Below are 1203 nucleotides of genomic sequence, written 5' to 3'. Positions count from 1 at the left end.
TCTGGTGATGCTGCTGCCAGCACCCGTTTCTGCCGGTTCCTATGATCTTGGCAGAATCATGGATGCCGCTCTGGAAAACCGGGATATTCTCCGTATGTATGAGATTTCCCGCCGTCAGGCCGAAGAAGGGGTACGGGAAAGCCGCGCCGCCTTCATGCCCGGCGTGGATGCGAGCTACACGGCCAACCGCCTTGAAGACAGCACTCTCTTTGAAAATGATGAGAATGCTTCCTGGAAAATAGCCGCTCGCTGGAACCTCTTTGCGGGTTTCGGTGATCAGGGCGCTCTGGATACGGCCAGAAGGAGGGTGGAAGTACAAGAGGCCCTTATGGAGGGATTGCGGCAGGATGTGCGTCTGGAAACCGCTCTGGCCTTTCTTGGTGTGCATCAGGCGCTGGCCGAAAGGGAAGTGGCAGACAGCACACGCACCCTTTACCGGAAAGAGTATGAACAGGCCGGAACCCGCCATGAAGTGGGAGTGATCCGAAGGGCGGATTATCTCAAAATCAAGGTTGTTCTGGATGACGCGGAACAGGCGTGGACAAGGGCCGATGCCGCTGTGAACAAAGCCATGAACCAGCTTTCCCGTACATCGGGCCTTACACTCACCCTTTCAGACCTGGATTTTTCAGACTTTCAGCAGCTTCGCAAACTGGATAATGTGGACTCCCTTTCCGTTCAGATGAGGCAGCGCCGCAGTGAACTGAAAATTCTGGATCTGACGAGAGCCATGGCGGAAGACAGCGTGCGTGTGGCGCAAAGTGCCTATCTGCCCAGGGCGGATCTCACCCTTTCCCATGGGCAGTCCGCTGATAACTACCATCTTTCCGATAATGTGGAAGATGAAACCCGGCTGACCCTTTCCTTCTCCGTCAATCTCTTTGACGGCATGAAGAAACCGGCTCTGGTCCAGAAAAGCCGCCTTGAAATCAGCCGTATTGATCACGAAAAAAGAGAAACACTGGACAGCCTCGATGTACAGCTCCAAAACCTGCTTCTGGATGCAGACGTTGCCAAAAACAACCTCCGGGTGGCCGAGGCCGGTATGGATGAGGCGGAAGAACACCTCAGGGTTACGGAGTACAGCTACAGGGAAGGGGTCTCCACCACCACAGACCTTCTGGATGCCATCACCTATCTTTCCAGGGCCTGGGCGAACCGCATCACAGCCCGAACAGCCTATCAGGAAACCACCCTCCGGGT

Annotated in this window: 1 protein-coding gene; it reads left to right on the top strand. The window is 55.3% G+C overall.

The features are described from left to right. On the top strand, positions 1 to 1203 hold a 1203-nt coding region (locus OOT00_RS15980), incomplete at both ends, for a TolC family protein (protein ID WP_265426421.1).

It is taken from the genome of Desulfobotulus pelophilus (assembly GCF_026155325.1).
Lineage (GTDB): Bacteria > Desulfobacterota > Desulfobacteria > Desulfobacterales > ASO4-4 > Desulfobotulus > Desulfobotulus pelophilus.
This window is presented reverse-complemented; position numbering and strand designations above follow the sequence as displayed.